We start from the raw sequence: 25354 nt of genomic DNA on the forward strand, positions 1-25354 counted from the left end.
ACGAAACACATCTGAATGGGATTTTTGCTGAGATTATTTTCAAAGAATGCGTTATTTGTCTTCTTTATATTTCTGCAAATCATTGCTCTTGTTCTGATATTCTCTAAAAACGCCATGCAGCAATCATGGATTGCAGGGCAGTCTGCTGCTTTCAATTCTTGGGTTTCGGGATATATCGATGAAGGAGTTTCGTATCTTAAGCTGAAACAGATCAACGAAGATCTTGTGGCACAAAATAAAGCCTTGATGGTAGAACTTTATGGAAAACAGGGGGCGAAAAATCCAATGTTCAGAAAAGTTCATGATACCATCGGAGGCGGACAAATCTATACTTTTGTAGACGGAGAGATTGTTTTCAACAGCATCAACAGAAGAAATAACTACTTTACCATCAATAGAGGCAGGAGAGACGGTGTTTTTCCGCAAATGGGCGTGATGGCTCCGAAAGGGATTGCCGGAATCGTTATTAATTCTACAGACAGCTATGCTTTGGTTCAGTCGGTTTTAAGTGTTAATAAAATCAGAATCAATGCTGCTTTAAAAAACTCAGGATATTTCGGAACTTTAACATGGAACGGAGACAACTCCAGAGTAATGCATTTGGCGGATATTCCAAAATATGTTGCCCTGAAAATTGGCGATACTGTGGTTACCGACGGAAAATCAGCGATTTTCCCTAAAGGCGTACAGATCGGAACCATTGCAGGATATTCTGTGGATAATAAAACCGGATTCTGGGATATTTCTGTGGAACTAAGTGAAAAAATGGGAGCTTTAAGCAAAGTTTATGTGGTGAAAAACCTCAAGAAAGCTGAAGTTCAGAAGATTCAGGATACCATGCAGGCTGTAATAAAAAAGGAAAATGATTAGCAGAACATTATTTACGGATATATTGATTATGATTTTTCTGGTTGCATTACAGGTTTTTGTACTGAACAGGATCACCATTTTCGGAAAGTACACTCCGGTGCTCTATCCGGTATTCGTAATGTTTTATCCTTTTTTCAGAAATAAATTTCAGTTTTTAGCACTAAGTTTTCTCATCGGACTTTCCGTAGATGCATTTCTCGGAACCTGGGGAATGAATGCCTTTGCAACCACTTTGATTGCTTATTTCAGAACATTGATTTTCAGAACTTCTACAGATACTTCCACAGATTTTTTCTCTTTTCAGTCCCTGCAGTGGGCGCAGTTTTTACTGTTTTTATTTTCAAGTATCTTTTTGCATCAGCTTTTAGTACAGTACATTGAATTCTTCAAGTTGAGCAGATTTTTTGAAATATTGCTTAATGTATTGGTAACTAGTTTAATTTCGTTTATATTTATAGTTATTTACGCATTAATCTTTAAAATCAAACAAAAAGTTTGAACACACGTTATTTAAAAATCTTTTCCGTTCTTATCGTTATCGCTCTGATTTTTGTGGCGAGAATTGCTTATTTACAGTTGTTTACGGATCGTTATGCTTTAAATGCAGCGAATACTTCCATTAAAATTGAATACGTTATTCCGCAAAGAGGAGTCATTTTTGACCGCAACGGCAAAATTCTGGTGGGAAACCAGCCTGCCTACGAAATTTCCTTCACTCAGGCTTTAATGCGTCCTGATTTTGATACCGTAGGATTCTGCAACCTGATGAAGATTTCGAAAAATGATTTCGTCAGAACCATCGAAAATATTAAAAAAGAAAAATATTATTCCAAGCTGACTCCCATGACCTTCATGAAAAATCTAAGTCGTGAAGACATTGCGAGAGTTCAGGAAATTATATTCAAATATCCCGCTTTCAGTATTGTTTCAAGACCTCAGCGACAATATGAAGTTTCTACGTCGGGAAATCTTTTGGGATATACCAGTGAAGTTAACGAAAGGGAGATTAAAAAAGACTCTGCTTATTACTTACCGGGCGATTTCATCGGAAAAACAGGAGTTGAAAAAGCTTACGAAAAGGATCTTCGCGGAGTGAAGGGAATGAAATACATTCAGAAGGACATCAAACTGAGAAATGTAGGACCTTACAAAAACGGATCTTTAGACAAAGACGTCATCACAGGAAAAGACATTACGCTTACCATTGATTACGATCTGCAGAGAATCGCTGAAGAAATGCTTGTTAATAAGCACGGTGCCATTGTAGCGATTGATCCCAATAACGGAGAAGTTCTGGTTGCAGCAACCGGACCGGATATCGATCCGAATCTTTTTACAGGACCGAATAAATCTAAAAACCTCTACGCTTTATCCAAAGATACAATCTACGAGAACAAACCGACCTTCGACCGGTCTTTACAGGCAGCTTATCCTCCCGGTTCCACATTTAAATTGTTAACTGCTTTATCTGCGATGCAGATGGGCGTGATGGACGAAAATACAGTGTTTCCTTGTGGAGGCGGATTTAATTACAGAGGTTTGAGAATTAAAGGTCACGGTGGAGCAGATCCGTTAATTCCTGCTATTCAGGTTTCCAGTAACTGTTACTTTTCCTACGCGTATTTGGCGATCGTTAATAAATATCCCGGAAATCCTTCGAAAGGGGTTGACGAATGGAAAAAGATCATGAGCAGCTTCGGAGTAGGGGAGTTTTTGAACAATGATTTTGCAGTAGGTGCAAAAGGAAGAATTCCAACCGGAGAATTTTACGAAAAAAGAATGGCTTCCATTTATAAAGCAAGCGGTTCTAAAAAAGATCCTAAAAACTGGGATCCTTTGGCAACAGGAGCTGTTTTCAACGGAATGGGACAGGGTGATGTATTGGTTACTCCGCTTCAGCTTGCCAATTATGTGGCAGCAATCGCCAATAAAGGATGGTATTACACTCCGCATATCGTAAAATCGATCGACGGAAAACCCAATCCGGATCCGAGATTTAAAAAGAAGCATCAGACTTTGGTTGATAAAAAACATTTTGAACCGGTGCTGAAAGGAATGGAAGCCGTAGTTTTGAGAGGTACGGCACATGGCTTAAAATCCAACGATTTTACCCAGTTGGCAAAAACGGGAACCGCACAGGTTCCGCAGGGAAAAGATAATTCCATTTTTGTTTTGATTGCTCCGGCTGATAAACCTAAGATTGTGGTTGCAGCGGTAATGGAACACGCCGGATTTGGAGCGACTTGGGCAGGTCCAGCCTCAACGGTAATCGCCGAAAAATTTATTACAGGTGATCTGAAGCGTGAAAATCTCTACAAAAAAATGACTTCCTCAAGCTTTATGCCTGAATATAAAAGACAGTGGATTGCGGATCTGAAGCGTAAAGGATTGTACAAAGAACCGGTAGATTCTCTCAAGCAGAAAAGAATACAGGACAGCCTGAAATTTGTAAAAGAGCAGAAAGCAAAACTGCAGAAACAGATAGACATCGAAACGAAAAATAATAAAACAAAACCTGCTAAACAATGAAATGGGCAGAAGGAATAGATAAATTAGGTCTTGGCTTATATTTCCTGCTTTGTGCTTTTGCCATCGCAAATATTTATAGTGTAGACCAAAAGTTAGGAGAAAAACAGCTTATTTTCTTCTGCATTTCCCTGTTCGTCGGATTGGTGATTTTCGTGGGACGAAGCAAGTTCTTCGAAAATATGTCAGGAATTATTTACATTGGAGGTGTTTTACTGCTGATCGGGCTTTTTCCTTTTGGAAAAGAAATTCTCGGGCAGAAAAACTGGTATAAATTCGGAAGTTTTACCATGCAGCCTGTTGAGTTTGCAAAAATTGGAACGGCTTTAATGCTCGCAAATTATGTTTCCGGACCGGAATTTAATCTGAAAAACAGAAAGTCATTACTAACCACTTTGGCTATTGTCGGAATTCCGGCTGTTGTGGTTCTCGCCATTCCCGATGTAGGTTCCATGTTGGTTTTTATCGCCTTTTTTATTGCCTTGTATCGTGAAGGATTGAGCGGAGTTCTGTTTGGAGTAGGATTTCTTTTTGCAGGGGTTTTCCTCGTCTCTTTGGCGATAGATCCGATCTGGGTTGCGATTACCATCATCCTGATTATCGGAGGGTACATTGCAATGAATTATTACAAAATGTCGTGGAATATTATTTCCATCTCAAGTATTGCGGGTTCGGTGCTGCTTTTATGTGGTCTGGCTTTCGGTGCGCCTTATATTTTAGAAAAACTGCCGAAACACCAGAGAGAAAGAATTGAGGTTCTTTTTAAAGGTGAAAAAGCATTCAGGGATACTTCCGGATATAATTTGTTGTATTCTAAAACGGCTATCGGTTCCGGAGGACTTTGGGGAAAAGGATACCGTGAAGGTTCCGTTACGCAGGGGAAATTTGTTCCGGAGCAGGAAACCGACTATATTTTTTGTACCGTAGGTGAAGAGTGGGGATTCGTTGGAAGCGCCGTTCTTATTCTCTGTTATATGGTGTACATCGGAAGGATTTATTATCTCGCCGAGCAGCAGAAATCGGGCTTTAACCGCGTTTTCGGATATTGCTTTGCCTCGATTCTTTTAATGCACTTTACCATCAATTTAGGAATGGTAATGGGGCTATTCCCAACCGTTGGTATTCCGTTGCCGTATTTCAGTTATGGAGGAAGTTCTTTACTGGCGTTCTCAATGATGACTTTTATTTTCTTTAAATTAAATTATTCGGATAAGAATAGTCTGGTTTAAAAAGCTGGAGGATAGAAGATGGAAGTTTAAAATGCTATGTTTTAATTTTCATACTTGAATCTTCTAAATTCGCGAAATAAAATAACTCTCAACAAAGTTTATGAAAGAATCCTATTTTTCAGATCAGCATTTCGAGAACAGAAATTTCACGCAGCCTTTAGACAAAGGCGAATACGAAAACTGTACTTTCCAAAACTGTAATTTAGAATACGCCAATCTTTCAGGCTATAATTTTAACGACTGCGAATTTATTGGTTGCAACCTCAGCATGATGAATCTGGTTTCAACAGCTTTTCGCAAGGTGGTTTTTAAAGAGTGTAAAATGTTCGGACTGCATTTTAACGACTGCAACGAATTCGGATTATCGTTTACATTTGAAAGCTGTCTTCTCAACAATTCCATATTTTATAAAACATCAATTAAAAAAACACTATTCAGAAATTCAAAATTAATTGAGGTTGATTTTTCCGAATGTGATTTATCGAACGCAGTATTTTCCGGATGCGATCTCTCAGGAGCTGTTTTTGACCAAACCAACCTCGAAAAAGCGGATTTCCGTACATCGTTCAGCTATTCCATCAATCCGGCTTCAAACAGGCTTAAAAAGGCTAAATTTTCGCTTTCTGAAATTCATGGTCTTCTTCATCAGTTCGATATTGAAATTGATAAAAACGGATAGGTTACTGTTGATGGTTAATCGTTGATCGTTTGCTGTCTAATACCATTTTATGTTTGGATTTTCTGTACATAAATATTCCGTAGGAATTGTATCTGTGTAGCATAAATGAAGAATGCAGAATCAGAACTCCGCAGGAGTTCAATATCAGAGTAAATTTGAGAATTGATCTAAGCTCAATCTCAAAGTTTTTACAGGTGAAAATATTCTCTGAAACTTTTATCTTCTTAGTATTAGAAAAAAGCAATTCCCCTTCTCTGAAGAGGTGGATTTTGCGAAGCAAAAGACGGGGTAGTTAGAAACTAAACAATAAAAAAACCATCAAAATCTTGATGGTTTCATTATTTAAATCAATTATTTAAAATTAAAAACTTGCTGCGTTTGCTGCCGGAGTTGTTGTTGCAAGATTATTGTAAGCTTCTCCGTTTTCGTTGATGATTCTCTTTCCGAATCTGTATTTTGGACCCCAATAAGAATCATTTAATGAAGAAATCATGACTCCTTTTGAAGTTGCGGCGTGAATAAACTTCACTTCTCCGTCTTCTGTTACGCTTTCTACGATTCCTACGTGAGAAATTCTTCTTCCGTGAGAAAAGAAAATCAAATCTCCTTTCTGAAGGTTTTCTTTCTCGATTCTTTCACCTTCTTCAGACTGCGAAGCTGCTACTCTTGGTAAGCTAAGACCTGCTGCAGCACCGAAAACTGAAAGTACAAAAGCTGAACAGTCAATCCCGTTTCTTGTCATTCCTCCGTAACGGTAAGGCGTTCCAAGATAAGTCTGTGCTTCGTTTAAGATGTTATCGATTGTTGCGTTATGTTTGATTGCTTTTGCAATCTCAGAATTTTTGATAGAATTTTTTGCGTTGGCTAAAGTAGCTGCCTTTTCTGCAAGAAATGAGTTGATTAATTTCTGCTTATCCTGCTCCATTTTGTTTGTTTCAAGAGAGGCAAGTTTGGCATCTGTTTTGTATTCTTTAGCGTAAGTTGCTGGTTTTGAAACTACGTAGTTTGTAACACACGATTGTAACGATACAGTAGAGACGAAAGCAACTAGATAAAACAAAACTCTTTTCTTCATATATATTTGATTACCGTGTTAAAAAAAGGATAGTATATTTTCAAAAGCAATACAAAAATATAGAATCCAAGTAAAAGAGCCCCGATATGACAATTGTCAGGTTCTTTATTTAACACATTTTAACATAATTTTTACGTATGTTAAAAAAAAATAAACCGCAACCGCCTGTTTTGGGTAGGTGTGCGGTTTTTTTTATTAAGATTCTTTAACAAAATTATTGCGGATTATTGTAAAATGAAGGATAGGCAATCAAATTAATTCAAAATACCCCATTATAAATTTTGTTAATAAATGATTGGTTTTTCGGCAGTTTCAGATTTTTAACTCTTCTTTTTAATGCTTTTATTACCGCTGTTGTTTTCGTTTTAACAAAGCATTCATAGCTCATAAAAAAAACTCCCCGATCAATCGGAGAGTTTCACTAATATGGAACTTTACAAATGTTACTTTGTAAATAACATTTCTCTGTATTTCGTCATTGGCCAAAGCTCATCGTCTACCATCATTTCAAGATCGTCTGATGCATCTCTGATGGTGTCGAATAAAGGTTTTACTTTATTACAGTATTCTTCAGCCTGTTTTTGGCTCTCGGTAACTGCTTTTGCCGCTTCTCTTGCTTTAATAAGATCTTCAACGCCTACTTTAATTTTAGAAACATTCTCGGAAATGCTTGTAATTAAGCTCATTTGTTCTTTTGCCAAAGACTTGAATTCTTTGTCTCCGAAGATTTCTTTTAACCCTTTTACGTTCTCGATCAGTCTGTTCTGATAATTTAACGCGGAAGGGATAATGTGGTTTCTTGCGATGTCACTTAACACTCTTGCTTCGATATCAATAACCGTAGAATATTTTTCTAATTTGATTTCGTTTCTTGCTTCAACTTCTCTGTGCGTGAAAATTCCCATCTCTTCGTAAAGCGCTAAAAATTTCTCATCCATTTCCTGCTTAAGAGCTTCCGGAGTTGTTTTTAAGTTGTTTAAACCTCTCTTTTCCGCTTCTTTAGCCCAGTCATCAGAATATCCGTCTCCTTCAAACATGATGTTTTTACACTGCTTGATGTATTCTCTTAATACATTGAAGATTGCTTCATCTTTCTTAAGACCTGTTTCAATTAAAGCATCTACTTCTTTCTTGAAGTCGTTTAATTGTTTTGCAGCAATCGTGTTCATTACCGTCATAGATTCTGCACAGTTTGCAGAAGAACCTACCGCTCTGATCTCGAATTTATTTCCTGTAAATGCAAATGGAGAAGTTCTGTTTCTGTCTGTGTTATCCAACAGGATTTCAGGGATTTTTCCAACTACATTTAGTTTTAAATCTGTTTTTTCGTCCGGAGAAAGTTTTCCTTCCGTTACTTTTTCAAGCTCTTCCAAAACTCTGAACAACTGGCTTCCGATGAATACGGAAATAATTGCTGGCGGAGCCTCGTTTGCACCCAATCTGTGGTCGTTGCTTGCAGAAGCAATACTTGCTCTTAAAAGATCTGCATATTCGTGAACTGCTTTAATTGTGTTGACGAAGAACGTTAAGAACTGTAAGTTTTTCTTAGGATTTTTTCCAGGGCTTAAAAGGTTTTCACCTGTATCGGTTGCTAAAGACCAGTTGTTGTGCTTTCCGCTTCCGTTTACGCCAGCGAAAGGCTTTTCGTGGAACAAAATATGGAAATGATGTCTGTGAGCGATTCTTGCCATAACGTCCATCAACAAAGAGTTGTGGTCAACAGCAACGTTTACTTCTTCAAACATCGGAGCAAGCTCGAATTGATTCGGAGCTACCTCGTTGTGTCTCGTTGTTACAGGGATTCCCAATTTCATACATTCGATTTCCAGTTCTTTCATGAAATTCATGACTCTTGTAGGAATTGAACCGAAATAGTGGTCGTCCAACTGCTGTCCTTTTGCAGGAGAATGTCCTAATAAAGTTTTACCTGTTAAAACCAAATCAGGACGAGACTGATATAATGCAGAATCTACTAAGAAATATTCCTGCTCCCAACCTAAAGTTGGGGTTACTTTCGTTACATTTTTGTCGAAATACTGCATTACATTGGTTGCAGCTTCGTCTACCGCGTTCAATGCTCTTAAAAGAGGTGCTTTATAATCTAAAGTTTCTCCTGTGTAAGAAATGAAGATCGAAGGAATACATAAAGTAGTTCCCATGATGAACGCAGGAGATGTAGGATCCCATGCGGTATAACCTCTTGCTTCAAAAGTGTTTCTGATACCTCCATTCGGGAAAGAAGATGCATCCGGTTCCTGCTGGATCAGTAAATTTCCGCTGAATCTTTCAATCGCTCTTCCACCTTCAATTGGTGTGAAGAATGAATCGTGCTTTTCTGCTGTAGAACCTGTTAAAGGCTGAAACCAGTGTGTGTAGTGTGTTACACCTTTGCTCATTGCCCAGTCTTTCATGGCTACCGCAACCTGATCTGCAATGTGTCTCTGGATTTTGCTTCCTTTTTTTACCGCATCCATAATAGACTGGAATGCTTCTTTCGTTAAATATTCTCTCATCGTTTCTTCTGAGAAAACATTCTGACAGAATAATTCTGATAATTTCACGGGAACTTCTACAGAATTATCTCTTCTGAAGTCCTTGAATGGTAAAGTTTCTAACGCTTTGAATCTTAAAGTTGACATATTAGGTTGATTTTTACGGGGCAAATTTACAAAAAAATTGAATTGAAAAATATTTTACCCTAAAAATTTAAGGGGTGTTTTTGAAATTTAATATAATTTTAAAATGTCATGAGTTTTTAAAGGGGCTTGAATTCCCAAATTGAAATTTTTATACCTATTAATATATGAGAAAGTGAATCGAACTTTAAACTGTAACTTTTAATATTAAGAAAATTTATTGCTGATACTTTAAAAAAGAACACCTCAAAAATCTTAATTTTAAGACAGAAAAATAATTTTTGTTTGTTACGCCAATTGTGTTAAAATGCTGGTTAGCAAATTAATAATATCATTTAAAATATTTTTCGTAACTTAGCAGACTTTTTATAAAAATTTTAAATATATGACAAATTCTAGAGCAAGAGAAACCACCGAGGCAATTGAAAGACTATACATATCTATGAGACACCTGTTTTATAGAGGTTTTTTCAAGCCGAGCGGAGTTTCAGGAGAAAGCATTAGAAGTTTGTTGAAGACGATCAATCCGGAAATTTACGGTACCATGAGTATGCCCAGCAAAGTGGAACTCGATGGTTTGATGTATGTTTTAGACAGACTTCCAGAAGGAATCGAAGAATGCGCTTTCATTCATCTTACATCAGACGAAGGTTTTGATAAAGGAAGTTTCGAACCGATCGTTCCTAAAAAAAGAAGAAGAAACTGTTACAGAATCGATGAACACCAGATGAACATTGAAGTTCTTTTGGGGCGTTCGGAAATTTATGATATTCTTACCCACCTTACCTTTTTATTCATTGAGGCAGATAAAGTTCGCAATCTGGCTTTCATTCAGGATGAAAACTGGAAACCGACAAGAGCCTTCAAAATTATTGAAGAAGTGGTGAAAGGCGAGAAAAAATTCAGCAGAAGAGAAAAAGAAGTTGCCCTTATTCATTTGTCTTCTTTAATAGGAAGAACGTTTGATGAAACTTTAAAGGCTTATAATACTTTCGGAGATGATGAAAATCCTGACCGTTTATTCAAAATCATCTACAATCTTGCGAAAGTAAGTCTGGAAGATGCAAAACAGACCAGAGAAAGAGAAATTCATTTCAGTGCTATCTTAAAGGAAAGAGTAGGACATCACTATTTTGGTGAAAAGTGGGCGAATAAAGTAAAAGAAGTTTTGTTTGAAAATAATCTTCACATGAGACCGCTTCACATCATTTCTGCCAATATGCACTCTGTGAAAAATATGCTGTATGCCAACGAAGCATTGAAGAAAAAAGATCATAAAGAAGTAGATTACAAAATGTACGGAGAAATTTCCGACAAAAAAGAACTTCGCGATAAGGTTTCAAAATACGCTTTGGAACAGGGAATGATCTATATTAATGACAAAAGCGGAAGTAATATCGATGTACAGATCATCGACCTCAGCAAAACAGATCTCAGAAATACACCTTTTCAGGATATTAAATTTGCAGGAGATGATGTTGTAATGGTTTTTGATTATGCATTCGGAGAACAGGCTTACGAAATAATGGACGAATTGCTGAGACCTTACGAACATAAAGGGGAAGTGTATATGATGAAGGTGAAATCTGTTTCCATTATGGGTAAAGCGGGAATTCTTGCCGGAGGAAAAGGAGACATCATGATCCCTACTTCGCATATTTTTGAAGGAACAGCAGACAATTATCCGTTTGAAAATGCCCTGAAACTGGACGATTTTAAAGACGATGAATTAAAAGCATTCGAAGGTCCGATGATTACTGTTTTGGGAACTTCACTTCAGAACAGGGACATTCTTTCGTATTTTATGAACACTTCCTGGAAAGCTATCGGTCTTGAGATGGAAGGTGCGCATTACCAGAAAGCCATTCAGGTGGCGTCGAAAATAAGACACCATATTTCTCCGGATCTGTTTGTGATGTATGCTTATTACGCATCCGATAATCCTTTAGAAACGGGAAGCACCCTTTCTTCCGGAGGTTTAGGATTAACAGGGGTAAAACCAACCTATCTTATTACCTTAAGAATCTTAGAAAAGATCTTACAAAGCGGAAAGAAAGAATCTTCAGCGAAAAAATAATTTGATTAATTTCAATTACATATAAACCTCGGATGTTTTCATTTGAGGTTTTTTGTTGAGACATGAATTCAGTTTATTCAAACACGAATGACGCAAATTTTCCACACGAATTTCACTAAGTTTATTTGTGCCTAAAATTGTGTTTTTTATTTGTGGAATTTGTGTTTAAGACATTTGCTTTAAAGAAACTAAACTCAGCCGCGCGAATTTTCCACACGAATTTCACTAAATTTATTTGTGCCTAAAATTGTGGTTTTTATTTTTGGAATTTGTGTCTAAGAACATTTGCTTTAAAGAAACTAAACTCAGCCGCACGAATTTTCCACACGAATTTCACTAAATTTATTTGTGCCTAAAATTGTGTTTTTTATTTGTGGAATTTGTGTTTAAGAACATTTATCTTTAAGAAAAATTAAAACAAATGAGTTCAGCAGCACAATTAGCCAAAAGATTCCGGGAGGTTACATTAGATGGTTTATGGATTGCCAATACCAACTTTAAAGATCAGCTTTCCAATGTTTCTTGGGAAAAGGCAACAGCCAAAGTTGGTTCCTTAAATACAATCGCAATGCTTACTTTTCATATTGATTATTATATTGCCGGTTTAATTATCGTTTTTGAAGGTGGCGATTTGGAAATCAGAGATCAATTCAGCTTCGACCTACCTCCGATTGAATCTCCGGAACAGTGGGAGAACCTGAAAAGTAAATTTTTAAGCGATGCCAAAAAGTTCGCAGATTTATTGGAGAAAATGCCCGATTCGAAAATGAACGAGGGTTTTGTAGACGAAAAATATGGAACCTATCTCAGAAATATAGATGGCATGATTGAGCATTGCTATTATCATCTGGGACAGATTACTTTGATTAAAAAATTGTTGAATTAAACACAAATGACGCTAATTTTTCACGAATCACACGAATTTTTATTTGTGCTTAAAATTGTGTGAATATTAGTGATATTCGTGTTTAAATAGATTATTATTTTTAAATACTTATCTTTAGAAAAAATAAAATTTTAAATGAAAAAATCGGTTGCAATCCTGTTTGCATTTATCATTTCACAGTTTCATGCTCAGCAGGGAGCTTATTATCAGCAGAGTGCGAAGTACAAGATGGATATTGATGTGAATGCTGAAAAGTTTACCTACGAAGGAAACCAGACCTTAGATTACAAAAATAACTCTCTGGACGAACTTAATGTTGTCTATTTCCATTTGTACTGGAATGCTTTTAAGCCCAATTCGATGATGGATCAAAGAGTTGCAGGACAAGGAAAAAACGGAGATTCCAGACTTCAGAAAGATGGTGTTTCAAGATTGGCTTCGATCCCGAAAGATCAGGAAGGGGCGCAAAATATCCATTGGATCAAACAGAACGGGAAAACACTGAAATTTGAAGTTCAGGAGACGGTAATGAAAGTTTATCTTGCGGAACCGATTAAACCTAATTCGTCCACTACATTTACTTTAGAATGGGATGCGGTAATTCCGCAGCAAATCAGAAGAAGCGGAAGAAATAACAGGGAAGGAGTGGATATGACGATGACGCAATGGTATCCGAAAATCGCAGAATACGATTACGATGGTTGGGCGACATTTGATTATATCGGAAGAGAATTTCACGCGCCGTTCTCGGATTTTGATGTAACCATTAAAATCAATAAAGAGTATGTAATCGGAGCAGGAGGAATTCTGGAAAATCCTTCTGAAGTAAAAGGGTATGATGCTAATGCTAAAATTAAAGCAGATAAAAATAAAGCAACATGGAAATGGAGCGCTAAAAATATCCTCGATTTTGCCTGGGCTGCAGATAAAGACTATATCGTAAAAAGTTTTGACGTTCCGCAAGGTCCGAAAGTTTTTTTAGTATATCAGAATAACGATAAAACAAAAGTCTGGGAAGAAGCACAGCCTTACATCACAAAATATTATCAGTTGATGAATTCCCATTTCGGCAAATATGTTTATCCGACATATTCTTTCATTCAGGGAGGAGACGGAGGTATGGAATACGGAATGTGTACCATGATTTTAGGTGAAGCAAATGATATTGAAGGATTGATGGGATTAATGGCTCACGAAGGAGCGCATTCTTGGTATCAGCAAATTCTTGCGACCAATGAACCGATGCGTCCCTGGATGGATGAAGGATTTACAAGTTATGCGGAAGGATATGTGATGAATCAGTTGTTTCCTCCTGCAAAAGAACTTCCGAATCCTTTTGCCAATTCTTTAAATGCTTACAGAAATTTTGTAAAAAAAGGTATCGAAGAACCGGCAATCTGGTTGGGAGATCATCATGATAACGGAACTTCCTATACGTATGCTTCTTATGTAAAAGGAGAATTGTATCTGGTTGAGCTGGGTTACATTATGGGGGAACAGAATCTTGCGGAAACATTGAAGCAGTATTACGATCAATGGGCGCTAAAACATCCTTCAGACAGAGATTTCTTACATATTGCCCAGAAAGTTTCGGGTATGGATCTTAAATGGTTTCAGAATTATTGGATCAATACCACAAAAACAATTGATTACGGAATCAAAGACGTAAAATACGATACAAAATCTACTACTATTACTTTGGTGAATAACGGACAGGTTCCGATGCCGATTGATTTCAGTGTTATAACTACGGACAAAAAAATAATCAATTATCAGATTCCTATGAACATGACGCATACGTGGAAGGAAAAAGATGCTTACGGAGAATTCAAAACAATGCCTTACTGGCCTTGGACGCAGAAAGAATACTCCATCACCATTCCTTATACAAAATCACAGTTATCGGTTTTAGGAATAGATTTCAGCCAAAGACTTGCTGATGTTAATATGGCGGATAATTTCGTTGAGGTGAAATAGAATTAAATTTAATGAAGCATAATAAATCCCTGAAGAGTTTTTTCAGGGATTTTTTTATACGATATTACGTGATAATTGAAAGTGAATTTTTATTGAATTCCAAATTGCTTTACCATCCAGTGGTTAGAATGATTTTTAACCAAATCGTTTTTTAGGGCTTCATCATTGGTATTGAGATAATGATAAACTTTTAAAGGAACAGAATCGGGATATTCTTTTAAACCCTTCGCAGCAACTGCTTTAGCTTCGTCCTTCTTGTTTGCACTGTCCAAAGATTCATAAGTATAAATATAAATGATGGCAGGAATTTTCCCGTATATTTTTTGAAATTCACTATTCAATATCTTCATTGTTTCTACCTGAAATTCAGAATTAGGCTTTTTGCCAACCATTGCTGTCTGGCTTATATGCTGTTGATACATCAAAAACAACATCAGCAGGTGAATGTTTTTTGTAGAAGGATCGGAAAGCAGACTCTGGATTTTTTCAATGGTTTCCGTGGTCATTTCATCATTTTCAGCCTGTAAGCTCTTGTTGTAGAACTCGTCCAGAATATGGTAAACCGTCTTATCGCTTCCGTCGATCTTTGCTTCTTTTTTTATTTTTTCAAATACTTCTTTTGCGCCGGCGGCAGTTTGTGAGAAAGCGTTAATTCCCGAAAGAAATAAAAATAGCAGAATCAGTTTTTTCATGAAAATTTGAGTTGAAGTGATTTTAGGTTTAAATATAAATAATTGTTTCTTAAATACAAGAAAATCTAAACCGTAGTTTTACTAAAATCAGTAAATTTAATGCCTTAAAATTAATCGGAGATTTCCATCTTTTTGAAAATAAATAAATGAAGTCAATTGTAATAAACATAGGAAACAGCAATATCAGATTCGGACTTTTTAACGAAGACAACTGTGATATTTCCTGGGTAATTAATACAAAACCATACAGAACGGCAGACGAATTATACGTACAAATGCTGATGCTGTATCAGACCTATAAAATTGAGCCTGCAGAAATCAGTAAAGTCATTATCGGATCTGTTGTACCTCAGCTTACAAAAGTGATGAGTGCAGCGATAAAAAAGATTCATGATATTCATCCTGTGATTGTTGACAGAAGTACGCCTTCCGAAGTTCAGGCAAAATCTAAACAGATGGGAACTGATATTTATGCAAACCTTGTTGCGGCTCATAATATGTATCCCGACAGAAAAAAAATTGTACTGGATTTCGGAACTGCACTCACGGCGAGCTGTGTTGCAGAAAGCGGAGAAACTTTGGGAGTAATTATCGCTCCGGGAATCGTTACTGCACTTAATTCTCTGATCAGCCAGACCGCTCAGCTTCCGGAAATTGAGCTGGTAAAGCCAAAAACCGTTCTGGGTTTAGATACGGTAACCTGTATGCAAAGCGGAATGGTCTACGGATTTCTGGGAATGGTAGAAGGATTTATAGACAGAATAAACGATGAGGTAAACGATGATTGTTTTGTGGTGGCAACCGGCGGAGTCTCTCATGTCTACAAGCCTCTAACGGATAAGATTCACGTTATGGACAGATTGCATACTTTGAAAGGGTTATATTTTCTGGGAAAAAATTTATAGTAAAAGGTTGAGGTTCAGATTAAAAAAACGATTGATAAATATTATCCTAAACCTCAACTTTTATATCATCTTTTAGATTTAAAGAATTCTTTCACAATTAAAGAACATTCATTTTCTAAAATACCTGTAACGATTTCTGTTTTGGGGTGAAGAGAAAGGTTCTTATTGATGAACCCCCGTTGTTCATCTCTTGCCCCGATGACAACTTTTGAAATTTGTGACCACGACAATGCGCCGGAGCACATTACACAAGGTTCCATTGTGACATAGAGTGTACAGTCTCTTAAATATTTTCCGCCCAGAAAATTGGCAGCAGAAGTTATTGCCTGCATTTCTGCGTGAGCCGTTACATCGTTTAAGGTTTCAGTAAGATTATGGGCTCTCGCAATCACCCTGTTATTGGAAACTATTACGCATCCGATAGGAACTTCATCTTTTTCTAACGCGGTTTCAGCTTCATGAAGAGCCATTTTCATGAAATATTCGTCGGTAAACATTTATGGTTCAATATTCATGGTTAAAGGAAGCCGGAAACGATATCGTACCGGACCACCATTGATGATAGCCGGAGAAAACTTTTGTGAAACAGAATAAAGAGCGATTTCTGCCTGTCTGTTGAATGTGAAATTATCTCCTTCTGCCTGAACATTGCTGATGCTGCCATCTTTTTCTACAATAAAAGCCACATTAGTTTTTACAGTTTTTACATCAGAATATACACCGCCAAGATAAAACAGATGGGCTACTTCTTTTCGCAGCTCATTAATTCCTCCGGGATAATCTGCCATTTTATCAATAACTACCGAGGGAGGCGCAGGAGCTTCGGGAGACAAAGTTTTCAGTAATTTTAATTTGCTGAGATCTTCAAGGTTTTTGGTTTTTAATAAAGCTCCGGTAAGCGCGACATTTTCTACACTGTCCATTTTCTGCATGAAAAGCATATAATCGAGCTTTATGGATGCCTTATGATAATTATCTGTCTCTGCATCAAATTTTTTCTTAAACTCTTTGCTGAGCATAGAACGATGCTGGTTATAATAGTTTTTAATAAGCTTGAATTCATCGGTCTGTTGCGAAGAACAGAAAGAAAAAACGCAGCAAAAAAGAAAAACAAAAAAAGATTTCACTTTGATATATTTATGTAAATGTAATCAAAAAATCTTGATAAGTTTCAGCTTTCAAGATACCTGTTTAAAGACTCCTGAAGATTTTTGCGGATATCGTCAACTAAAACTTTAGGTTCAATTACCTGAACTTCTTTTCCAAAGGAAAGAATTTCCTGCATAAAATCGTAAGTAGGATGCAGGAAAAACTCAAAAAATATTTCTTCCGGCGTTTCTTTGGTTTCTTTCTGAGACTGATGAAGCGGAAAACTTCTGATGTATTCTCCCTGATGTCTGCTGCATTTCAGAACAATTTTTTGCGGGTTTTGCTCTGCGAGATTCATCACACCAAAGGCATTTTTAAAGTGTTCTCTGAAATTGTATTTGTATTTTTCCCTGAAATTATTTTTAGAAACATCCAGATAATTAATTCTGTCTAGTCCGAAAGATTTCAGCATTTTATCTTTGGTATCAATAGCAATAAGGTACCATCTGTCTTTGGATTCTTTCAAAGCCAACGGATGAACTTTTCTGGAAGTCATCAGTTTATTTTTATAGTTGTAGTGCTCAAAGGAAACAATTCTTTTGTTTCGGATGGCAAAGAAAAGATCATAAAAATGTTCAACACCCGTCGGCTTTCTGCTTTCGAAAAAGATAAGGTTAGAAAAATCAGGATGAAGATTCAGAGCGTTGCTTACCTGAAAAGACTCCAGTAATTTCTGGTTGTATTCATCCACTTCCATAATCGGGCGGCTCTCAATATAATAACGGTTGTCTCCCTTCTTTTTATTATGAATGGAGAGATTGAAAAGATCTGAAATTTCCCGGATATCTCTTTGCAAAGTACGGATAGAGTAGCCTTTAATCCCTGCATCCTGAAATTCAAAGGAGTTAAGCAGATACTCTTCCAGCTGCGAATAGGTAGCCGGAGAACTTTCCAATCTTTTTATAATTAAAGCGTATCTTGTAAGATAAAAATCTTTTTTCATTGCTAAAAGTTTCTACCACAAATATATGCGGTTAATGCGACAAAACTTGTCGTGTTTTATTTTTTATAAAATAAATTCTGAATCTAATTTGTGATTCGCATAAATTTGAATCAGTATTTTGTTAATCAGTTAATTTAGTGTATTCTAAAGTAAGAGTAAATGAATCAATTTTAGAATAATCAGAATTTGGAATCTTCACATTTAGTATTTTTACTAGCATTTGATTTATGCTTATGAAAAGTTCTCCATTCCATTGGTTTCCTGCAAAAGCAATTTCGTTTGCCCACCATTCTGTAAACATCTGATTGGAAATTATTGTTTCTATATTCTCAAAATCTTTATAAATTTCTATAATGCCGTTTTGGGGAATTTCATCATAAAATACCGTTTTTGTATAAATTGTTTTTCCATTAATCCATTTACCGTTTGTTTTGATTTCTGTTTTAGAGTAAGATGATTTTTTGTCAATATATTTCTTTTGTACATAATCTAGCTCGTCTATATTATCTGTGTAATCATAATATCCAGTGAGCCCTCTTGATTTTGGTTTGTTACAAGTAATGGTAAATGATTCTCCTTGAGTTACAATACCTGATTTTGATATGCTCGCAACATCTGAACCGATTTCAATAAATTTTATACCATCAGAACCGAGTAGACTTCCAGTGTCAGAATTATCTGCGCTAAAAATATATTGTGAAGTAAGTTGCGTATAATTAGAAGAGTCTTTTATAAAAATATCTCCGGTAACAGGTTTTGTAGAATCTGCTCCAGTAAAGGGTATATATTCCGTTTTGTTTTCCCATCCAAAAGTACCGTCTGGTTTTGCTACGATATTTTTGGAAAACTCGGAACTTCCCTGAGCATTTGGCATGTATTGAGAGGGGATTGTTAAAGGAGCGTTAATAGATAGTCTGTTATTGGGCAGCTCTCCATATATAATTGCTTCCGATGAATTAATCCTGCGCGATTTATTTGAGCCAATTACCAAAGCATCTACCTGATTAGGTAAATTAATGCAGTTACCAATGATGATTGAGTTATTCATCGCAGAGTTTGCTGTCCTCATATAATTTCCTGCACCAATTACAATATTATTAAAATTTCTGTATAACGTATTATTTAAAGTTGACGCTCCGATAATAGTTGACATGGCTGCTCTTACAGGAGTACTTCCGTTACTATTGATAACCCCACCCACATAAGTGTTTAAAGAAGAATTAAATGATGTACCATTGTATCCCGATAACGCAACTTGTTCTTTCATATAGGCCGCTGCTGCGGGAGAAATATTTGCTAAATCCGATTCTAATATTTCTGATCTTAAATTAAATCCTGTATAATGACCGATAAATACATTTGTAGATGATCTATTTAGCTGATATGCAGTAGCGTATCCAAGGGTTGTGTTATTGCTTCCTTCTGAGACTTCAGAAAGACTATAACAGCCGACAGAGGTATTATAGGATCCTGAGCTTAACTTTTTTAAAGTATTGATCCCGAAACCTAAATTATTACTTCCGGTATGCTCGGGATTCATATCACCAAAATAATATCCGGAAGTTTTTTCATTAAATCCAAGTGCGGCAGATCTTCCTTTTGCAGAAGCCAAAACGATTTCATTCTTTGTTGTAGAGTTTCCTCTATTGGTTATGTTATCAAATGTATCACTGCTGTCAGCAGATTGTTTTGAAATAATTCCATTATTATCGGTTACAAAACGTTCGTGTGATCCTTCTTTTCTCGGAACCAGATATATTTCAAGGGGCTCAAAAGATTTAATTTCGTCTTGATTATTAGTATAATTGCCTTCTGCAATATTTATACTTTTTACTATAATTTCTCTAAATTTCATAATTGATTATTTTGAATTATCCGGAAAGATCCAGACTCCGCCGTCATCTGCTCCAATTTTTTCGTTCACGTAAGTTAGGGTTGCAAATTCAGAGGTATCAATTATATCTGGCAGAGAAGCCAAATCGATTTTCTCTTCTTTATGCCAATAAGAATCCATCCATTCCCAGAAATGCTCTTGTTTAGGCTGGTCTCCCTTCTCAAAGTAAAGTTTTAGTTCTTCTTTTGTTGTCATTTTTTAATTTTAAAGTTATTCTTGTAAGTCTCTGTAAGTAATTACCGCTGTTGCAGGAATTCCTGCGGTGCTAAGATCTAAACCGGCGGGTGCAGAGACTGTTTTTAATGAAGGGATATAAAAAGCATTTTGTCCTACTGATTGTACAGTGTTTGGTATATATAAGTCTTCAACTTTTGCTTTTGAACCACTAAATGCATATTCCCCAATTGTTGTTAATCCTTCATTCAAGATAATTTGCTCTAAGATACCTGATCCCCTTTGATTTCCCTGATTGGAAAAAGCATAAGATCCGATAGATTTAAGAGATAAGGGAGTTTTAATAATCTTGATATTTTGACCATTGAATGCAAATTGTCCTATTTCTTCTAAGCCTTCGTTAAAAATGACTTTGGCTATCTGATAATTAAATCCTTCATATAGGTATGCCGATATTAAAATCTTTTTTGTATTTAAGGGTATTGTTAATTTGATTCCGGGACCGATAAAATTATCTTCATCAAAAAGGGGAATTACTTTTTCAAATGTCTCAACGGCATCCTGCGGAATTTTCTCTTCCTTATGCCAGTAAGAGTCCATCCATTCCCAGAATTGATTTTGTGTGGGCTGATCCCCTTTTTCAAAGTAAAGTTTTAGTTCTTCTTTTGTTATCATAATATATGTAATTTTTATTTATTGATTTATAGATGTTTTGATGATGATTTTTAAACACAGTTCCGGCTGTTCAACATTTGAAAAATGAAGAATTTAGAAAAACGAAACAAGAATAGTAGTATACCAGACTGCTGAACAGCGGCAGAACTAGATGTGTTTAAAAATTAATTGATATATATTTTCTTAAAGGTCATCATTTTTAAAAATCCGTCGCAAGAGGTTTCGATGTCATTAAGATAATTATCGTAATCTGTTTCAGCATTTTCAATGTCGCTCCATTCAATGGTGTAACGGTTTCTATCGAAGATAATGTCAGAATAATGATGTTGTGTTTTCATTTTGTTTTTTTTGTATTTGGCGTTAAAAATTGAATATGTTTTTATCGTAAATGTTGAGTTCAAAATTTGTTTTAATTGTTTTTATGCTCTGTTTTATTTTATATTTCAAATGTAGAAGTGGCAAACGTCAAAACTTGACGTATTATTTATTATTTTCAAAAAAAATTAAAATTTTTCTACAATATATTTTCTGATGAAGATGAAAAATAGAATGGTAGAGACAAAAGCAGCGATTACCGAACATATTACATTTTCAATCGGCATATATGGATGTCCGTCTTCTGTAACCGGAGGATTGAACCAATCGAATAAAAAGTAAAAAATAAAACAGCCGGCAATGAAAGATAGAATGTTGAGTATAAGAAATGTAAATATTGTCTTCATGATTGATAATGATTAGTTATTATTTAAATATAATTAAAAAAGCTTATATTGATTTATTATAAGGTTTAAAGCTTATATTTTATTTTTAATTAGTTTTTGTACTATCTGGTTTAAGATTTCTCTGTTTTCGTCGATATAACATAATCCCGCCTGTATAAGATTTTCAATATTCGATCTTTTTACATTATCCATTGCAGGAGAAGCATTTTTTAATGAAGGATTAAGCCGGTAATAATTTTTCTGATTTCTCAGTCCTAAAGTCTGAAACATCTGAGAAAGCTGATAATCTACTGTTTCGGCATTGGCAGACATCAAAATATCGATTATTGGGTTCACCCAGCCGATTTTTCCGGATTTTTCCAGTTTTTTGAAAGAATAAGATCTTGCCTCGATGCCTGTTCCGATGGAAACAACAATCATATCATTTACGCTCGGATGATTGGCTTTCTGATGATTTTTCAAAACTTCTGCAAAAGGAATTTTTCTTGCTTCTGCGTACGCGCACAAAGCCGGGTTATTCGCAAACATTCCGCCGTCGATTAAGCTGAAAATCTGTCCGTACATGGATTTTATCTGAACCGGACTAAAATATGTAGGTGCTGCCGAAGTGGCTCTGCACACATCTTTTACATAAAAATTATCAGTACTCAGATTGGCTTTCCAGGAATTGAAAAGCTTTGCTCTTCTGTTTTCTATATCGTAACTGGTTATTAAACAGGGTTTTATTAATTCTTTTAATTCTAAATTTCCAAAAAAATCATTCAGATTTTTTTCCAGCGCTTCCTGAGAGATTTTTTCGTTCAAAAGTCCGAAAGGATTTACCAAACGTTCCCAAAAAGAAACCTGAAAGATATCGCCACCTTTTTCAGCATACAATTCTAATCCTTTCTGGATAGAATATTTTGCTTTTCGGTGTTCGTCGGGACAAAGAATAATAGAAGCAATCAGTCCGCCGGTGCTGCTTCCCGCAACAAAGTCGAAATAATCACCAAGTCTGGCGCCTGGCTTATCATAAAACTGAAGCTGCTCTTCGATGTAACGCAGAATAATACAGGTGATAATTCCCCTGATTCCGCCTCCGTCCAAAGAAAGAATGGTTGTCTTTTTCATATGATTTTCACTTTTTTTTAAAAGAAACATCTAACAACTTTAGACAAGTAAAACCAATAGATTTCCGGGAAATGACTATTGGTTTTAGCTTGATATAATAATTGCTTTGATGTTATCTTACTGAAGCAAAGATAGATGGGGACAGCGACAAAACTCGACGTATTAAAAAATAATTTTCAAATAAAAGAGAATTAAAATACAGGATAATTTTCTTTGTCTCTGGGCATTTTATAGAGCGTTCTCCAGCTTGTTTTTACCAATCCTTTTTTTGTTACAATATTTTTCTTTTCAAAATGCGGAAGATCTTTAAAGGTTTTCCAGTTTCCGCCCCAGTCCCAGCCGTATTTTGCGAAAATCTTTACACATTCGTACCAATCGGCAACCTTGTCGTTATCCCAATCTTTTACAGTGTCCCAGCTTGCTGTTTTTCCATCGATCATTAAACAGATGTCGACTGCCAATCCGTAATTATGGATGCTTTGTCCCGCTTTTGCATTAGTTACTTTTTTCCCTGAAGTAATTCTTCCGATTGCGTAAAGTTTTTCCTGCTCTTCAAAACTTCTTAAGCCTTGTGTAATTCTGATTTTTGCTTTTCCCGTTAATGCTTCGTTGCATTCTTTCACAATCTGTTTCACTTCTTCCCTTACATAGGGATGAAGTTTTTCAATTCTCTGTAAACTTACTTTATCCATTATTTAAAATTTTATGATTTTGAAATACAAATCTATACCTCGGAAACGCCAAAAGGTGACGTATTTTTTATGAATTTTTAAGTTGTCGATAATGATCAATTCAAGTAAGATCATATTCAGTTGCTTTTCAAAATATTAAATCTTTTTGTCTGAAATTTTAAACTTTTAGTTTTCCTGTACTGAAAAATAATTTTTAATACGTCGAGTTTTGGCGTTTCGCATTTCAATCTTTGCGACATAAAACAGCTTAGTTATTAAGGATAAATTTAATAGGAAAGAAACTTAAAAACTCTGATTTGTTTCCTTAAAACAACGATAAAATATCAATGAACAAAATCAAAAAATATGGAAAATAGTAACAGCTACGAAAATTCAGCACTTGCTTTAGACAGTATTTACAATGTCTTAAGCTGGTACGACAGGGTATCTCTTCATTCTTATATGCATGGAGGAAGTTTAGTAACGAAAAAGGCAACACAACTTTTAAAGTTTGTAAAAACACACGAATGGTATCCTCCTAAAATGAGATATACTCAAAATAATGTATTGGAGTATTATGAACCAAAACAGGAAAGCTGGTTAAAAATTGCACAATACATGAAAAATCACCCTAAACTGACGGTTCAGATTCAGGAATATCTTAATTAAAAATAGACACAAAAAACAAATTATTTATTATGAGTACAGACAAAAAAGAATTAAAAAGTTGGTTTTCAGAAGGTTTAAAACCTACTCAGGAGCAGTTTTGGGAATGGATAGACAGCTATTATCACAAAAATGAGTCTTTATCTATACATACTGTTAATGGATTAGAGAATGCTTTATTAATTAAAGCAAATAAAGATGCTTCAGACTTCTCTCCGGAAGATATTGAATCTTGGAAAAGAATTCTTGGAGTAAATGACATTCCTGAAAATATTGCCACTAATGACATTAAATTAGGGAATGGAGAATTAATTTCAGGAACTTCTTACACTAAGGAGCAAAGTGATGCTAAATATTACAAGAAAGTAGATATGGGATATTTTAATTCTAATTATGTGCTTCTTGCAGATGGTACACCCAAAGCAGCTGGAGATTTGGGGAAAAATATTGCGAACTCTTCCCTAACTTCTGTAGCCGGAGCCGGTTTAACGTTGGGAGCAGACTGGACAGTAAATACTTCAGGACTAAAATATTCAATCACAGGATTAAATGATGTTACCAATGATGCGACATTCACTACATTTTTATCTCAAAACGCAGCAGGAACAATTGGACGGTCAAATGGAGTAAAACCTTTTCTGAATATTCCGACAATAATGTCTGAATCTGAGAAAACAGCATGGAAGACATCTATGAATGGAGGATGGACGACTAATGCGATGAATGTGGGGCTGATTTATCCTTCAGTCGTTCCAAAAGCAACTAATTCTAATAATTTGACATTCATTACTTTAATTGGCTCTAATCTTAATTTAAATCCAAGCAATTTCAGTATCAAAATTATCAATTCATCAGGAGTTGTAACAGAAACTATTAATAACTCCAGAGTTACTTTAGTGAATGCAAATATGATCAGTTTTTCATTTAATACCCAGACTTATGAATTAGGAGATTATACTATAAGATTATGGAATGGAGTTGCAGATTATAACACATCTGTAAAATTGACAGTGTTTGATAATAGCTCGGCAAATGAAGTTGATATCAGCCGAAATGTATGGTCTAGAGTTACAATAGGAAATCTTCCGTTTGATAATGAACTGGTAAAAACTCCAAATGAACTGAATATAGGATATGATGCCGATTTATTTAATGCTGCAGGACAAAATGACAATGTTGTTCTCTTAGCGTATTACATGCAGTCTTTTCTTTCTGCAACCGATGATTTTGTAATTGAAGGAGTTATTACAAAAGTAGGAACAAACTACAATCCTTTTGGTGGTGCAATAGGATTCGGAATTACAACATCTCCTAACGACACACTTACATCTGAAAAAAATTCAGGTGCTGTTACTGTAGGTAATAATTCTGCTCATTATGCTTATTTTACAACAGGAGGATATGGCGGAGTAAATGTGGGAATCAATGATAATATGAAGTTTATTATCTCTAAAAAAGGAAATTTTGCAACCACATCTATCTATAAAGACGATGGTAGTTTCAGTGTTGCTACAAATATTATTGATAATAACCAGCCTACACCTGTAAGATTTAAAATTTTTGCCACCTCATTTCAATATACGACAAATGCCACTTTAGGTGTTAAAATATCAAGCATAAGAAAATTATAGAATAATAACTTACGTATTTTTTAAGCCCTGTTATGGGGCTTTATTATTACCTGACCACTAATCCTAAAATCAAATTATTCAAATTAAATATTGCTTCATTAGAAAACAATTTGTCAATGAGTTTTTTTTATGAATTTTATTTAACCGATCTCAATATGGACGCTTTT

The 25354-nt window shown here is 35.5% G+C and carries 24 protein-coding genes; 11 read left to right on the top strand and 13 right to left on the bottom strand.

Annotated features, from left to right (window positions below):
• The first annotated feature begins 15 nt into the window (after nucleotides 1-15).
• The 5 genes from mreC to BW951_RS07465 all read left to right on the top strand — a co-directional run bounded on the left by mreC (nucleotide 16) and on the right by BW951_RS07465 (nucleotide 5304).
• A complete protein-coding gene (gene mreC, locus BW951_RS07445; protein WP_076391391.1) occupies nucleotides 16-870 on the top strand; it encodes a rod shape-determining protein MreC in 855 nt (284 codons plus the stop codon).
• On the top strand, nucleotides 863-1369 hold the full coding sequence (locus tag BW951_RS07450; protein WP_076391393.1) for a rod shape-determining protein MreD: 507 nt from the start codon (nucleotides 863-865) through the stop codon (nucleotides 1367-1369). Before mreC ends, BW951_RS07450 begins: the two co-directional genes overlap by 8 nt.
• A complete protein-coding gene (locus BW951_RS07455) occupies nucleotides 1366-3399 on the top strand; it encodes a peptidoglycan D,D-transpeptidase FtsI family protein (RefSeq protein ID WP_076391395.1) in 2034 nt (677 codons plus the stop codon). The genes BW951_RS07450 and BW951_RS07455 overlap by 4 nt, the downstream gene beginning before the upstream one ends.
• On the top strand, nucleotides 3396-4625 hold the full coding sequence (rodA, locus tag BW951_RS07460) for a rod shape-determining protein RodA (protein WP_076391397.1): 1230 nt from the start codon (nucleotides 3396-3398) through the stop codon (nucleotides 4623-4625). Before BW951_RS07455 ends, rodA begins: the two co-directional genes overlap by 4 nt.
• Before the next feature lie 100 nt (nucleotides 4626-4725).
• Entirely contained in the window at nucleotides 4726-5304 is a 579-nt protein-coding gene (locus BW951_RS07465) for a pentapeptide repeat-containing protein (protein WP_076391399.1), read from the top strand.
• 361 nt (nucleotides 5305-5665) lie between these two features.
• Here the strand turns inward: BW951_RS07465 and BW951_RS07470 are convergent, their stop codons facing one another.
• A complete protein-coding gene (locus BW951_RS07470; RefSeq protein WP_076391401.1) occupies nucleotides 5666-6379 on the bottom strand; it encodes a C40 family peptidase in 714 nt (237 codons plus the stop codon).
• 443 nt (nucleotides 6380-6822) lie between these two features.
• Nucleotides 6823-9018, bottom strand: a complete 2196-nt coding sequence (locus BW951_RS07475) for a glutamine synthetase III family protein (protein WP_076391403.1) — start codon at nucleotides 9016-9018, stop codon at nucleotides 6823-6825.
• A 382-nt stretch (nucleotides 9019-9400) separates the two neighbouring features.
• On the opposite strand from BW951_RS07475, the gene BW951_RS07480 reads away from it, so the two are divergent.
• The 3 genes from BW951_RS07480 to BW951_RS07490 all read left to right on the top strand — a co-directional run bounded on the left by BW951_RS07480 (nucleotide 9401) and on the right by BW951_RS07490 (nucleotide 13955).
• Complete coding sequence (locus tag BW951_RS07480; RefSeq protein ID WP_076391405.1) at nucleotides 9401-11092, top strand: DUF6909 family protein; 1692 nt, start codon at nucleotides 9401-9403, stop codon at nucleotides 11090-11092.
• A 421-nt stretch (nucleotides 11093-11513) separates the two neighbouring features.
• Entirely contained in the window at nucleotides 11514-11978 is a 465-nt protein-coding gene (locus tag BW951_RS07485; RefSeq protein ID WP_076391407.1) for a DUF1572 domain-containing protein, read from the top strand.
• A gap of 135 nt (nucleotides 11979-12113) precedes the next feature.
• Complete coding sequence (locus tag BW951_RS07490; RefSeq protein ID WP_076391409.1) at nucleotides 12114-13955, top strand: M1 family metallopeptidase; 1842 nt, start codon at nucleotides 12114-12116, stop codon at nucleotides 13953-13955.
• An 89-nt stretch (nucleotides 13956-14044) separates the two neighbouring features.
• Here BW951_RS07490 and BW951_RS07495 read toward each other — a convergent pair whose 3' ends face one another.
• Entirely contained in the window at nucleotides 14045-14647 is a 603-nt protein-coding gene (locus tag BW951_RS07495) for a hypothetical protein (protein WP_076391411.1), read from the bottom strand.
• A gap of 146 nt (nucleotides 14648-14793) precedes the next feature.
• On the opposite strand from BW951_RS07495, the gene BW951_RS07500 reads away from it, so the two are divergent.
• Complete coding sequence (locus tag BW951_RS07500) at nucleotides 14794-15552, top strand: type III pantothenate kinase (protein WP_076391413.1); 759 nt, start codon at nucleotides 14794-14796, stop codon at nucleotides 15550-15552.
• 65 nt (nucleotides 15553-15617) lie between these two features.
• Here the strand turns inward: BW951_RS07500 and BW951_RS07505 are convergent, their stop codons facing one another.
• The 10 genes from BW951_RS07505 to BW951_RS07545 all read right to left on the bottom strand — a co-directional run bounded on the left by BW951_RS07505 (nucleotide 15618) and on the right by BW951_RS07545 (nucleotide 22911).
• Nucleotides 15618-16049 carry a nucleoside deaminase gene (locus tag BW951_RS07505; RefSeq protein WP_076391415.1) on the bottom strand — a complete coding sequence of 144 codons (432 nt, stop codon included), beginning with the start codon at nucleotides 16047-16049 and terminating at the stop codon, nucleotides 15618-15620.
• On the bottom strand, nucleotides 16050-16679 hold the full coding sequence (locus BW951_RS07510; RefSeq protein WP_228427517.1) for an energy transducer TonB: 630 nt from the start codon (nucleotides 16677-16679) through the stop codon (nucleotides 16050-16052).
• Between the two features lie 44 nt (nucleotides 16680-16723).
• Nucleotides 16724-17644 carry a helix-turn-helix transcriptional regulator gene (locus tag BW951_RS07515; protein ID WP_076391417.1) on the bottom strand — a complete coding sequence of 307 codons (921 nt, stop codon included), beginning with the start codon at nucleotides 17642-17644 and terminating at the stop codon, nucleotides 16724-16726.
• 121 nt (nucleotides 17645-17765) lie between these two features.
• Nucleotides 17766-19499, bottom strand: coding sequence for a hypothetical protein (locus BW951_RS07520; protein WP_076391419.1), 1734 nt, complete (start codon nucleotides 19497-19499; stop codon nucleotides 17766-17768).
• A 6-nt stretch (nucleotides 19500-19505) separates the two neighbouring features.
• A complete protein-coding gene (locus BW951_RS23030; protein WP_076391421.1) occupies nucleotides 19506-19733 on the bottom strand; it encodes a hypothetical protein in 228 nt (75 codons plus the stop codon).
• A 15-nt stretch (nucleotides 19734-19748) separates the two neighbouring features.
• Nucleotides 19749-20387 (bottom strand): leucine-rich repeat domain-containing protein, encoded by a 639-nt coding sequence (locus tag BW951_RS07530; RefSeq protein ID WP_076391423.1) that lies wholly within the window; start codon nucleotides 20385-20387, stop codon nucleotides 19749-19751.
• A gap of 164 nt (nucleotides 20388-20551) precedes the next feature.
• Complete coding sequence (locus tag BW951_RS22690) at nucleotides 20552-20725, bottom strand: hypothetical protein (RefSeq protein ID WP_175608796.1); 174 nt, start codon at nucleotides 20723-20725, stop codon at nucleotides 20552-20554.
• 165 nt (nucleotides 20726-20890) lie between these two features.
• A complete protein-coding gene (locus tag BW951_RS07535; RefSeq protein WP_076391425.1) occupies nucleotides 20891-21109 on the bottom strand; it encodes a hypothetical protein in 219 nt (72 codons plus the stop codon).
• 72 nt (nucleotides 21110-21181) lie between these two features.
• On the bottom strand, nucleotides 21182-22219 hold the full coding sequence (locus tag BW951_RS07540; protein WP_076391967.1) for a patatin-like phospholipase family protein: 1038 nt from the start codon (nucleotides 22217-22219) through the stop codon (nucleotides 21182-21184).
• A 191-nt stretch (nucleotides 22220-22410) separates the two neighbouring features.
• The gene (locus BW951_RS07545; RefSeq protein ID WP_076391427.1) at nucleotides 22411-22911 is read right to left on the bottom strand and encodes a M15 family metallopeptidase; all 501 of its coding nucleotides are present in this window, start codon (nucleotides 22909-22911) and stop codon (nucleotides 22411-22413) included.
• Between the two features lie 345 nt (nucleotides 22912-23256).
• Here BW951_RS07545 and BW951_RS07550 point away from each other — a divergent pair, with 345 nt between their 5' ends.
• Nucleotides 23257-23559: a hypothetical protein gene (locus tag BW951_RS07550; RefSeq protein WP_076391429.1), complete on the top strand. Its 303-nt coding sequence runs from the start codon at nucleotides 23257-23259 to the stop codon at nucleotides 23557-23559.
• A 29-nt stretch (nucleotides 23560-23588) separates the two neighbouring features.
• On the top strand, nucleotides 23589-25187 hold the full coding sequence (locus BW951_RS07555; RefSeq protein WP_076391431.1) for an IPT/TIG domain-containing protein: 1599 nt from the start codon (nucleotides 23589-23591) through the stop codon (nucleotides 25185-25187).
• Nucleotides 25188-25354 lie beyond the last annotated feature (167 nt).

Source organism: Chryseobacterium gambrini (assembly GCF_900156825.1).
GTDB classification, from domain to species: Bacteria; Bacteroidota; Bacteroidia; order Flavobacteriales; family Weeksellaceae; genus Chryseobacterium; species Chryseobacterium gambrini.

Excerpts from the sequence above, each read along its gene's own strand:
- mreC (WP_076391391.1), top strand. The coding sequence starts at position 16 with ATGGGATTTTTGCTGAGATTATTTTCAAAGAATGCGTTATTTGTCTTC.
- BW951_RS07450 (WP_076391393.1), top strand. The coding sequence starts at position 863 with ATGATTAGCAGAACATTATTTACGGATATATTGATTATGATTTTTCTG.
- rodA (WP_076391397.1), top strand. The coding sequence starts at position 3,396 with ATGAAATGGGCAGAAGGAATAGATAAATTAGGTCTTGGCTTATATTTC.
- BW951_RS07465 (WP_076391399.1), top strand. The coding sequence starts at position 4,726 with ATGAAAGAATCCTATTTTTCAGATCAGCATTTCGAGAACAGAAATTTC.
- BW951_RS07470 (WP_076391401.1), bottom strand. The coding sequence starts at position 6,379 with ATGAAGAAAAGAGTTTTGTTTTATCTAGTTGCTTTCGTCTCTACTGTA.
- BW951_RS07475 (WP_076391403.1), bottom strand. The coding sequence starts at position 9,018 with ATGTCAACTTTAAGATTCAAAGCGTTAGAAACTTTACCATTCAAGGAC.
- BW951_RS07480 (WP_076391405.1), top strand. The coding sequence starts at position 9,401 with ATGACAAATTCTAGAGCAAGAGAAACCACCGAGGCAATTGAAAGACTA.
- BW951_RS07485 (WP_076391407.1), top strand. The coding sequence starts at position 11,514 with ATGAGTTCAGCAGCACAATTAGCCAAAAGATTCCGGGAGGTTACATTA.
- BW951_RS07490 (WP_076391409.1), top strand. The coding sequence starts at position 12,114 with ATGAAAAAATCGGTTGCAATCCTGTTTGCATTTATCATTTCACAGTTT.
- BW951_RS07495 (WP_076391411.1), bottom strand. The coding sequence starts at position 14,647 with ATGAAAAAACTGATTCTGCTATTTTTATTTCTTTCGGGAATTAACGCT.
- BW951_RS07500 (WP_076391413.1), top strand. The coding sequence starts at position 14,794 with ATGAAGTCAATTGTAATAAACATAGGAAACAGCAATATCAGATTCGGA.
- BW951_RS07505 (WP_076391415.1), bottom strand. The coding sequence starts at position 16,049 with ATGTTTACCGACGAATATTTCATGAAAATGGCTCTTCATGAAGCTGAA.
- BW951_RS07515 (WP_076391417.1), bottom strand. The coding sequence starts at position 17,644 with ATGAAAAAAGATTTTTATCTTACAAGATACGCTTTAATTATAAAAAGA.
- BW951_RS07520 (WP_076391419.1), bottom strand. The coding sequence starts at position 19,499 with ATGAAATTTAGAGAAATTATAGTAAAAAGTATAAATATTGCAGAAGGC.
- BW951_RS23030 (WP_076391421.1), bottom strand. The coding sequence starts at position 19,733 with ATGACAACAAAAGAAGAACTAAAACTTTACTTTGAGAAGGGAGACCAG.
- BW951_RS07530 (WP_076391423.1), bottom strand. The coding sequence starts at position 20,387 with ATGATAACAAAAGAAGAACTAAAACTTTACTTTGAAAAAGGGGATCAG.
- BW951_RS22690 (WP_175608796.1), bottom strand. The coding sequence starts at position 20,725 with ATGAAAACACAACATCATTATTCTGACATTATCTTCGATAGAAACCGT.
- BW951_RS07535 (WP_076391425.1), bottom strand. The coding sequence starts at position 21,109 with ATGAAGACAATATTTACATTTCTTATACTCAACATTCTATCTTTCATT.
- BW951_RS07540 (WP_076391967.1), bottom strand. The coding sequence starts at position 22,219 with ATGAAAAAGACAACCATTCTTTCTTTGGACGGAGGCGGAATCAGGGGA.
- BW951_RS07545 (WP_076391427.1), bottom strand. The coding sequence starts at position 22,911 with ATGGATAAAGTAAGTTTACAGAGAATTGAAAAACTTCATCCCTATGTA.
- BW951_RS07550 (WP_076391429.1), top strand. The coding sequence starts at position 23,257 with ATGGAAAATAGTAACAGCTACGAAAATTCAGCACTTGCTTTAGACAGT.
- BW951_RS07555 (WP_076391431.1), top strand. The coding sequence starts at position 23,589 with ATGAGTACAGACAAAAAAGAATTAAAAAGTTGGTTTTCAGAAGGTTTA.